The sequence below is a fragment of the Pirellulales bacterium genome, assembly GCA_019636335.1.
Classification (GTDB): Bacteria; Planctomycetota; Planctomycetia; order Pirellulales; family JAEUIK01; genus JAHBXR01.
In genome coordinates, this window is the sequence record JAHBXR010000019.1 from 130819 (window position 1) to 141040 (window position 10222).

13 protein-coding genes are annotated in these 10222 nt (G+C 62.4%); 10 read left to right on the top strand and 3 right to left on the bottom strand.

The window, feature by feature from the left end; translation table 11 throughout:
- Positions 1 to 19: 19 nt before the first annotated feature.
- The 10 genes from KF708_18010 to flhB all read left to right on the top strand — a co-directional run bounded on the left by KF708_18010 (position 20) and on the right by flhB (position 7301).
- The gene (locus tag KF708_18010) at positions 20 to 253 is read left to right on the top strand and encodes a flagellar FlbD family protein (GenBank protein ID MBX3414587.1); all 234 of its coding nucleotides are present in this window, start codon (positions 20 to 22) and stop codon (positions 251 to 253) included.
- Entirely contained in the window at positions 254 to 1033 is a 780-nt protein-coding gene (locus tag KF708_18015; GenBank protein MBX3414588.1) for a MotA/TolQ/ExbB proton channel family protein, read from the top strand.
- A 3-nt stretch (positions 1034 to 1036) separates the two neighbouring features.
- Complete coding sequence (locus KF708_18020) at positions 1037 to 1792, top strand: OmpA family protein (protein MBX3414589.1); 756 nt, start codon at positions 1037 to 1039, stop codon at positions 1790 to 1792.
- A gap of 51 nt (positions 1793 to 1843) precedes the next feature.
- Positions 1844 to 2539, top strand: coding sequence for a hypothetical protein (locus KF708_18025; GenBank protein MBX3414590.1), 696 nt, complete (start codon positions 1844 to 1846; stop codon positions 2537 to 2539).
- A gap of 92 nt (positions 2540 to 2631) precedes the next feature.
- Positions 2632 to 3213 carry a flagellar motor switch protein FliN gene (gene fliN, locus KF708_18030; protein ID MBX3414591.1) on the top strand — a complete coding sequence of 194 codons (582 nt, stop codon included), beginning with the start codon at positions 2632 to 2634 and terminating at the stop codon, positions 3211 to 3213.
- Between the two features lie 67 nt (positions 3214 to 3280).
- Positions 3281 to 4060, top strand: coding sequence for a flagellar biosynthetic protein FliO (locus KF708_18035; GenBank protein MBX3414592.1), 780 nt, complete (start codon positions 3281 to 3283; stop codon positions 4058 to 4060).
- A gap of 79 nt (positions 4061 to 4139) precedes the next feature.
- Entirely contained in the window at positions 4140 to 4985 is an 846-nt protein-coding gene (fliP, locus tag KF708_18040; GenBank protein ID MBX3414593.1) for a flagellar type III secretion system pore protein FliP, read from the top strand.
- Between the two features lie 82 nt (positions 4986 to 5067).
- Positions 5068 to 5334: a flagellar biosynthesis protein FliQ gene (gene fliQ / locus KF708_18045; GenBank protein MBX3414594.1), complete on the top strand. Its 267-nt coding sequence runs from the start codon at positions 5068 to 5070 to the stop codon at positions 5332 to 5334.
- 53 nt (positions 5335 to 5387) lie between these two features.
- Positions 5388 to 6197, top strand: coding sequence for a flagellar biosynthetic protein FliR (locus KF708_18050; GenBank protein ID MBX3414595.1), 810 nt, complete (start codon positions 5388 to 5390; stop codon positions 6195 to 6197).
- 6 nt (positions 6198 to 6203) lie between these two features.
- The gene (flhB, locus tag KF708_18055; GenBank protein MBX3414596.1) at positions 6204 to 7301 is read left to right on the top strand and encodes a flagellar biosynthesis protein FlhB; all 1098 of its coding nucleotides are present in this window, start codon (positions 6204 to 6206) and stop codon (positions 7299 to 7301) included.
- A gap of 25 nt (positions 7302 to 7326) precedes the next feature.
- Here the strand turns inward: flhB and KF708_18060 are convergent, their stop codons facing one another.
- From KF708_18060 to KF708_18070, 3 genes are all read right to left on the bottom strand, one after another.
- Positions 7327 to 7821, bottom strand: a complete 495-nt coding sequence (locus KF708_18060) for a VOC family protein (GenBank protein MBX3414597.1) — start codon at positions 7819 to 7821, stop codon at positions 7327 to 7329.
- Between the two features lie 283 nt (positions 7822 to 8104).
- Positions 8105 to 9172 carry a linear amide C-N hydrolase gene (locus KF708_18065; protein MBX3414598.1) on the bottom strand — a complete coding sequence of 356 codons (1068 nt, stop codon included), beginning with the start codon at positions 9170 to 9172 and terminating at the stop codon, positions 8105 to 8107.
- A 257-nt stretch (positions 9173 to 9429) separates the two neighbouring features.
- Positions 9430 to 10222: acyl carrier protein (locus KF708_18070; GenBank protein MBX3414599.1), on the bottom strand; the 793-nt coding region annotated here is incomplete at its 5' end.

Genomic DNA, 10222 nt, shown 5'->3' on the forward strand with positions numbered 1-10222 from the left:
TCGCCAGGGAAGGCGCTCGATGATCCGATTGACACGCCTCGGCGGAGAACCCTTCGTGCTCAATGCCGAGCTGATTCGCTATATCGAATCGCGACCAGATACGTTCGTCACCCTCGTCGGTGGCGAACGTCTGGTCGTGCGCGAAACGATGGACGAGGTCGTACGACGGGCGGTCGAGTATCAGCGTTCGAAGCACCTGTTGCCCGCCTTGCCTCCCATGACGCACACGCCCAACCCAGAGGTATGTGCCTAGATGGACTTTGCCACGATCTTAGGGCTGGTGGTGGCCTTGGCCATGATGGCTGGCGCCGTCCTTGTCTCGCCGGGGGCGTCGTTCGAGGCCTTCATCGACTATCCTTCGATCATGGTCGTGCTGGGGGGCGTTTGCGCCGCGACCTTGATCTGCTTTCCGCTGAAGCGGTTTCTCCAGTTGCCGGCGGTGCTGCGCAAGGTGTTTCGCAGCCGGCCGGCCGACGTGCCGGCGCTGGTGGCGCGCCTCGTGCGGTTGTCGGAGACGGCCCGCCGCGACGGACTCCTTTCGCTCGAACACAAGCTCGTCGAGCTCGACGATCCGTTTTTAGTTCTGGGCATCCAGTTGGCCGTCGATGGCACGCCTCCCGAGACGCTCGAGGAGATCCTCCGCACGGAGATGGAGGCCGTGGCCCAGCGGCACCGCGAGGCGAAGGCCATGTTCGAGCAAATGGGACGCTTTGCCCCGGCTTTCGGCATGATCGGAACCCTGCTGGGGCTCGTCCTCATGCTGGGCAACATGGACGATCCGTCGTCGATTGGTCCGGGTATGGCGGTTGCGCTGCTTACAACGCTTTACGGGGCGGTGCTTGCTTATGTCGTCTTCCTGCCCATTTCCGAGAAGCTAGCTTTACTTAGCCGACAGGAATTGCACGCCCGCGAGATCATTCTTCGCGGCATCCAGGGCATTCAGTCGGGAGACAACCCGCGCGTCATCGAGCAGAGGCTCAAAACCTATCTGCCGCGGCGCTTGCGTGCCGACGCCTCACGAGAGGCAGCGTGACGCATGGCCGCGGCCGAAGAGAACACCGCCCCACCGACCGAGTGGCTCGTCACGTTTGCCGACATGATGTCGCTCTTGCTGACGTTCTTCATTCTGTTGGTCTCGTTGAACGAGCTGAAGCAAGAAAAGCGAAACGACCAGTACCAGGCCATGCTCAACTCGTTGCGTCATCAATTCGGCGAGACTCGCGCCACGGCGCCGGTCGCCCCGCGCGAAGAGCGGAAGCAAGCGCCCCCCGATGCCGCTCGCGCCCGACGTCAACACACGATGAATAGTGCGCCCGCCATCCGTCCGGTGTCGGAGGGGGCCGGCGACGCGACATCTCCGTCGACAGGCGGACCGTTCCGCACGGGGGGTACCCTCTGGTTCGAGCCTGCCGAGACGCGGCTGGCATCTGCCGGAGAAACGAGCCTGCGGCGTATCGTCAACGTCGTCGAGGGCAAGCCGCAGAAGATCGAAGTGCGTGGCTATACGAGCTTCGCGACGCTGCCCGACGATGTCGCGTTCCGCGACCCTTGGGAACTGGCCTACCAACGAGCACGGCAAGTGGCAGATCGCCTAATCGAGATGGGTATCAAGAGTCGCCGCATCCGCCTGGGCATCGCCGTGGCGAACCAGGCGAGCAACGCCGCGGCGGAGTCGACCGCGCCGCCGCCACACGACCGTGTCGATGTATTCTTGCTGGACGAGTTCACGGACGAGATCGTCGAAACCACCCAGGCGCAGGACGCGCCGCAAGGCAATCGTTTCAGCCGCTAGCTGACAGCACTGCCTTTCCCGAATTGCGTCCCCTAGCCTCGTGGAACAACGATGTCCGATCACGCTCGTGAGATGAACCCGGTCGAAGGTGAAGAGGCATCTGCCAGCCCTGGTGGGGTGCGCGGGCTGCTAGCAAAACTGCGCATTCCCTTGATCATCGGCGTCATCGTGATGATCGAATGCCTGGCCGCCTATCTCTTCCTGCCCTCGTCGGCCGAGTCGGCCGCAGTGGCTGCCGCGGCGTCCGATTTCGAACCCCCGGCGTCTCCAGAGCCGGCAGCTCCGGCCCATGATGCTCACGGGGCTTCGCACGACGACGATCACGGTGGCGGCCACGGGAGCGGCCATGGCGGGGGGCACGGCGGCGGACACAGTAGCGGTCACGGTGGCGGACATGGCACGAGCCAAGGGCCGGTCGTCGGCGAATACGTCGAGGTCGAGCTGGGACGCTTCAGTGTGATGGCCTTCCATCCCAGCACGACCAATTCCACCCTCGTGATCGACTTTCACCTCTACGGTGCTGTCAAGCACGCAGATGAAGCGGAATTCACGGCCCTCTTCGATGCCAACGAGAAGCGATTCCGCGATGAAGTGCTCACCACCATCCGAAGTGCCGAGCTTGCCGAGCTTACCGATCCCGGGTTGGGATTGATTAAACGCAAGTTTTTGGCGACAACTAACCGCCTGCTTGGCAAGCCACTTCTCCAAGCGGTCGTGTTCAGCGACTTCTCGTTCATCGAACAGTAGCGTTGGTTCGTTCCGACAGCCCTGCTGATACGTCTCCGACGGTCGAGCCAGCGCGCGGACTGAGCTCGCGGTAACGCCGAGGAATGGATTCCATGGCCGATGCGTCACAGAACGTCCCCCAGGACGAAATCGAGAAACTTCTCGAAGCCGCTCGCACGCGCGAAGGGGGCGGCGCCGAGCCTGCCGCCAGTGCGCCGTCGGCCGACGAAATCGAGTCGCTCATCGAACAAGCCAGCCGCCACACGACACGCGGGTTCGATCACTCGGGTGATTCCGTTGCCCCACGCGACGTCGAGCTCCTGCTCAACGAGGCCGAAGCCGCCCTGCAATCGATCAATGCCCCCACGCCCATCGATCCGACGGCGAATCTGGCGCCGTTTCGGCTCGAGGATTTCGCCGGGGCGCCCGCCTCGAGCGAACTCGCCACGATCGATTTGATTCGCGATGTCGAGCTGAACATCAAGATCGAGTTGGGACGCACGCAGATGCACCTCGAAGACGTGTTGCGCCTGCACAAGGGCTCGGTCGTAACACTCGACAAGCTGGCGGGCGATCCCGTCGACGTCTACGTCAACGGACGACTACTGGCACGCGGTGAAGTCCTGGTGTTGAACGACAATTTCTGCGTCCGCGTCGCGGAACTGATCGCGAGCGATTCGAAGAAGACGGCCTGATTCCGTTCGCCACGTTTACTTCGACAAGATCTTCGTTGGCGCAGGAAGCGCCAGACAGCGAGCAAGGATGCGTCGCTCGGAACACATCACGCGTCTGACGACAATGCTCGCGCTGCTTGGCGCGCTGGCGGACCCCTGCGCTGCGCAAGTCGCCAACGGCGTGGCACAGATTGCGGCGCCCGACGCTACGGTCGACGATCCTTTCCAATTGGAAAGGCCGGCCGCGATGCCGCCAACTGCTGTCGCGCCCCCTCAATATTTGCCGCAGCAGGAAGATTCGCTCGCTCGTTCGACCGTCGACGACTCGGACGTCCAACCGGCCAGCGCCGTGGCTCCCCTGTCTCCCCCGGCGCTGCCCCGGCTGGTCCCCCGTGGCGAGCAGGACGCGGCGACGCCACTCCGGACGACCGACTCGTCGACCCTGGTCACCGTGGGAGGCAGTCTCGCCATCGTCCTGGGATTGTTCCTGCTGGCTACCTGGTTCTTGCGCCGCGGTGCTCCGAGCGGCGCCAGTCTCCTGCCGCGCGACGCGCTCGAGATGTTGGGCCGCGCTCCCCTGCCCGGCCGTCAGCAGATGCACCTCCTGCGCATCGGCAACAAGCTCTTGCTGGTAAACGTCACGCAGCACGGGGCCGAGACGCTGACCGAGATCACCGATCCGCTCGAAGTCGATCGCCTGGTCGGCATCTGCCAGCAGCGCAAACCCAACAGCTCGACTGCCGCTTTTCAAAGCGTGCTCGACGATTTGGGACGCTACGGAGATCGCGATGATTTCGCAGACGACCACAATGGAACTGGCCGACGAGCGACACGTGCCACGCGTGGCCAGGGAGGCGCCCATGCCTGACCAGGCCACCCGAACGCTGTGCAAGTCCTTCCGCCAGATCGGCTCGATGCTGGCCGTGGCGGCCACCTTGTCACTGTCGATGGCCAGCGCGGGCGCTCAGGAAATCACGAGCGACTCCTTGCCATCCCCTGCCGCGTCGCTGCTCCCTCTCTTGGGTAGTGATGCGACTTCTCCCGGCGCGGCTGGTCCCGCACAAAACGCGCCGAATACCTCGGCACACGTCGATCTTCCCGGCCCGTTGGCCGGCGGTCCGCAGGAGTGGACGAAGCCCGAGCGGCTGAGCTCGACCCTGCAGATCATGCTGCTGTTGACGATCCTCAGCCTGGCGCCGTCGATTCTCGTCATGACGACCAGCTTCGTGCGGATCATCGTCGTGCTGGGGCTCTTGCGCCAGGCGATCGGTACGCAGCAGCTTCCGCCGGCGCAGGTGATCACCGTGCTCTCCTTGTTCATGACTCTCGTCGTCATGCTGCCGGTGTGGAAAGAAGTTTACGACGGTGCCGTCGTTCCCTACACCGAACGACAAATGACGCTCGAGCAGGCCTGGACCAGCGGCACGCAGCCGTTGCGCCGTTTCATGGCCATGCAGATCGAGCGCACGGGCAACAGCGACGACGTCTGGCTCTTTATGAACTACCTGCCGAACGAGCCGACCCCCGCGACCTACGACGACGTGCCGCTGGCGGCCCTGCTGCCGGCGTTCATGCTCAGCGAGTTGAAGACGGCCTTTCTGATCGGTTTTCAGATCTACCTGCCATTCGTGATCCTCGACATGGTCATCGCCACGGTGACGATCTCGATGGGCATGCTCATGCTCCCCCCGGTGTTGATCTCGCTGCCGTTCAAATTGCTGCTCTTCGTGCTGGTCGACGGCTGGCAGCTTGTGGTCGGCATGTTGCTCGAAAGTTTCGCACCCTACACGTGACGGGGCCGTGCCGCCGTCGAATGGGGCCCTCTGCGTGAATCTGCGTCCATCTGTGGATCAATCCAGGAAGCCGAGCCGCACCATGCAAGCACAGAACGCCATCGACCTGGGCCGCGAAGCGATCATGATCATGCTGCTCATCAGCTCGCCGGTGCTGATTGCCGGCATGCTCGTCGGGCTCGTGATCGGCTTGCTGCAGGCGTTGACGCAGATCCAGGAACAGGCCGTCGCGTTCATTCCCAAGCTGGTGGCGATGATCATCGCCCTGGCGTTTACCGCCCCCTGGCTGTTGACCAAGATGCTCGAGTACACGCGACATCTCATCGAGCACATTCCCGATCGCCTGTAGTCCGCACCGGATCGCCGCCGCCCGACCCACTTCAATTACCGACGAGCCGTACGATGGTGTCGTGGCTTTACGAAACCGGCATTGAGCAGATCGTCGTGTTTTCGCTGGTGCTTACCCGTCTGCTCGGGTTGATCGTCATCGCGCCGATCTTCGGCTCGACAAATGTCCCCCTGCAGGTTCGCGCCCTGTTGGCGGCGGCCCTGGCGTTCCTCGTGGCGCCCCCCCAGTTCGGCAACCTGCCCATGCTCCCCCAGGCCCTGCCCGACCTGACCATCATGCTCACGGGCGAGTTCCTGATCGGTCTCGCCCTGGGATCCGGAGTGGTCATCTTGTTCAGCGGCGTCGATATCGCCGGCAAGCTGATCAGTCAGGTCAGCGGGTTGCAGGCCTCGGAGCTGTTGAATCCCGACTCGGGTGAGTCGGCGCCGCTGTTCTCCAATTTGCTGAACCTGGTGACGCTGGCGGTCTTCGTGGCGATTGGTGGTCATCGCCTGGTGATGGCCGCCCTGATGGATTCCTTCTCGGCACTTCCGCCTGGTGCCGGCGTTCCCTCGGGGTTGGCGCACACGCTCTCGACGCTCGTCGGCGAAAGCTTCGAGCTGTCGGCCCGGGCGGCGGCTCCCGTCATGACCGCGCTGCTGCTCGCGACGCTCGTGCTGGCACTGGTCGGGCGTACCCTGCCGCAGTTGAACATTCTCGTGCTCGGCTTCGGCGTGAATTCGCTCGTCAGTCTCGGGGCCCTGGCCGTGGCGCTGGGAGCGATCGTCTGGGCCTTTCAGGGACAGCTCGAGCCGATGATGGCCCAGTTGTTCGAGGCCCTCGGCGTCCACGAAAACCTCGCGGCGATGCAAAATTCCTCGTGATCACCCATGGCCGAAGATTCGGGCGATAAAACACACGATCCAACAGCCCATCGCCGCCAGCAGGCGCGCGAGGAAGGGCAGGTCGCGCGCAGCCAGGATCTCGGCAGCGCGGCCCTGTTGGTCGTGGGAGTCGCCGGCATGCTCTATCTCGGCGCATCGCTGTCCGATTACCTTGCCGCGTACTTCCGCGAGCATCTCGGCGGACAGCCCTGGATGCGGGCCGACGTCTCCTTTGCCGTCAATCGCTTTGGCGGCACCATGTGGGGGCTGGCGATCTATCTACTGCCCTTGCTCGGGGTGATCCTGGTCGCCGGCATCGCGGTCAACGTCTTTCAGGTCGGCCTGCTATGGCTGCCCGGGCAACTGGCACCGAAACTCGATCGGCTCGATCCACTGAAAGGATTCCAACGCATCTTTTCGATGGCCGGGCTGGTGCGCCTCGTGATGGGGCTCTTCAAGATGACGGTCATCGCCTCGGTGGCCTTTTACGCGCTCTATGCCGAGCGCGACACGATCCTGGCCATGGTGGGCTTGAGTGTACCGCAGGTCGCCCTCTACACGGCCGAGATCTGTCTGTGGACGTCGCTCAAGATCGGCGCCGCGCTCTTGATCCTGGCACTGCTCGATTATTTCTACCAATGGTGGAAACAGGAGCAGGACCTGAAGATGACCACCCAGGAGATGCGCGAGGAAATGAAGAACCTGATGGGCGATCCCCAAGTGATTGCCCGACGCCGCGCCGTGCAGCGTCAAATGGTGCTGAACCGCCTCAGCAAGGCGGTGCCGAAGGCCGACGTGGTGATTACCAACCCCACCGAACTCGCCATCGCCATCCAATACGAGCCCGAGACAATGGCCGCGCCAGTCGTCGTCGCCAAGGGGGCAGGGCACGTTGCCGCGCGCATCAGAAAGCTGGCCCTGGAGAATGGCATTCCCATCGTCGAGAAGAAGCCACTCGCCCAGGCGCTCTACAAAGAGGTGGATATCAATCGGCCCATTCCGCAGCAGCTCTACGCGGCCGTGGCCGAGGTGCTGGCCTACGTCTACCAGCTCAAGAACAAAAAGCTCCCCGGCGGCGGTCAGCTCCCCGGCCAGGCGGCGTAGTCCACCCCACGCCCCGTGTCGACGCTTAGCCGCCGTTTACGGCCCGTTCGAGCGCCGCGATGTCGAGCTTTTTCATGGGCAGCATCGCCAGCATGGCGCGGCTCGCCCGGTCGGGATCGGCGCCGCTGAAAAGATCCTGCATGGCCGCGGGCGTGATCTGCCACGACACGCCAAACCGGTCTTTGAGCCAGCCACACTGTACTTCCTCGCCCCCCTCGGTGAGCTTCTCCCAGTAGTAGTCGATTTCGGCCTGATCGTCGCAGAACACCTGGAACGAGATGGCTTCGTTGAACTGGAACAGCGGTCCACCGTTGAGCGCCGTGAAGGACTGGCCGGCCAGCTCGAAATCGACCGTCATGACACTGCCGGCTGGACGTCCGTGAATTTCGTTGCCGGCCTCGGTGTAGTAGCTGGTGCGCACGATGCGCGACTGGGGAAAGATCGACGTGTAAAGTTGGGCCGCCTCGACCGCCTGGTTGTCGAACCACAAGCAAGGCGCGATTTTGCTGGTCATCTGCATGATGATGCTCCTCGATGACGACGGGGTGATCGATGCTCGCGCAGCACATGGCCCGCGTGCGAGCCATCGCTGCGTTTCTACCAGCTAGTCGAACGGTACTGCGACCGATCGACAAGAAAATGGACACGTGGGTCGCCGCCGCGCAAGATACGACACCCACGGCACTTGGCGCCAGGCGTGCCTGCGGTCTCGCACCCGAACTTTCCCACAAAAAAACGGCCCCTGAGCGATGGTTGCTCAGGGGCCGTGCTCAATACGAGGTGATACGTTCGATCGTCGCTGCTTAGTGCGACTCCTCGCTCGGGGCGAGTGGCGTGAAGAGGGCGTGCGCCTTGAAATCCTTGGTCACGTCCCCTACCCGATCCGGCTGATCGACCAGTGTCAGTTGCTGCGCTCGCGTGAAGTCGATCTTCGTCAAGTCGACCCAGATCAGGTTCGGCGCCGTGGTCGATTCGAAGTAATACTTCTGATCGGTGAGGTCGGCTACGGTGCGCCACACGGTGGCTGCGGCAAAGGGTTCTCCCCCTTGTTTGCGACCGTAAGGCTGCCCTACGGCGCGCATCACGCTCAGTACTTCGGCCACGGCCTGTGTCTGGTTCTGCGGCGTGGGCAACTCGTCCATGAAGTACGACGCACGCACGAAGCGGTTTTCCGGCTCGCAGTCCCCCAGCATGTCGCGTTCGCCCCCCAGTCCCTTGAACTGCCGGCGATAGGCGAGTTGCCGATCCTGCGTCGGCGAATTCGTCATGATGGCGGCGTCCTTTCCACGGTAGAGATGCACCTGGCCGTCGATGTACTCGAGCACCAGGCTGTCTCCCGTCTTGTCCGACAAACCCAGGTGAACCGTGAGCGGAGCGATCACGTCGTAGGGGCATATCGCCGGCACGATCTGCACCTGGCTCTCCTGGAAGTAGCGGGCTACTTCGTCGACCGTCGCAAAACTATCCAGACAGAACTGCAACCACATCGAGACACACAAGCCGGGGCGCGACTCGTCGCGCTGGCCATAGTTCGTCTCGGGCAGCCACTGCATGGCGGCGACCAGGCCGGCCTCGTTCATGCCGTCGGTCGAGATTACATCATACGCGGTGGCGACAACACTGCCGTACTTGACCTGCCACTCGAGCGGATTGTGCGCGGCCAGCCCATGCCCCTCGCCACCACGTGGGACGATCCACAGATTCGTCTTCATATCGCCAGGCCAATCCATGTTGCGCCCCACGAGGACGAAGTCGTGGTCGGGCGAGACGTAAAGGGCTCGCGTACAAGCCGGCAGATGACGTTCGATCGTGAACAGAGCCACCAGCATCACCAGTCCGGTGCAAAGCAACGTTTGCCAACCAAAACGCATGAAATACTCCTTCGATCTTGTTCCTGCCAATCACCGCGAACGACACGCCATGTGCCGCCTCTACATAAGAGTAGGGTGCGCCGGGGTGGGGGCAGAATTGCCAGGTCGCTAGTGGGGGAAGTGCTGACGATTGTGCTGAGCAATCGTCAGGAATGCAGCGATCAGCACGTATTTAGGAGGATCCCGCCACCGACGTCGCCGCGCAAACAGAGCATCGAGCCACGGTCCGAACATCCTTGGCTAGGCGGACACAAGGACTATTCCATCCCCAAGTCGCGAATCAGTCGACTGTGGAACGTGACGTGATCTGTTTCGACCCCCACGGCATGCGACAGTTGTTCCACCAGTGTTTGCCATATCTCAAGGGAGCGGTCATCGAGATGCACCACGCTGCCACGGCAGATCTCTGCATAGTTGTTGGCCAGGACCGTACGGCAAAGATCCTTGACCGTTTTCACTCGCGCGGGAAACCGGGTGCGAAACGGCGCAAACACGTTCATGATTTTGAAATAGGCTTCGGCGAGCATCCACAGTCCGAACAGGCCGAAGAGGGGCCAAAGCCAGCGGAACCAGGGGAGCTGCCAGAGGTGAAACTGCTCGATGGCCACTACTCCCGCCGCTAGTAGAAAACCTACGACGGGGATGACGCGCGGATACTCCAGTTCGCGGATGTGATAAGGTAATGCTTCGCGCAAGTCATCCCATTGCGCCCGGCGGGTCTCGCGAGGAAACAACGAATCGAGCCGACTTCCAAGCTCGATCTTACCGCACGGCTCACCGATCACTAGCGACAACACCTCCTGGAGCTCCGTCCAGAGACGGCGGTTGATTGCAAGATCGAAACGGCCAACATCACGGAAGTTCAGCCTCTGCAAGATGAACGTATAAAGATCGCCGACGGTGATGTCGTTGTCGCGCACCATACCAAGAAACTCGTCGTCAGAGATCTTGATCCCGAACGATCGCTCGACGCGAAAGCGAATGTCCAATAAGTCCAAACCCATAAGCCTGCTCGGCGCGGTAACAGTTGTTACGAGTAATTGTAACGTT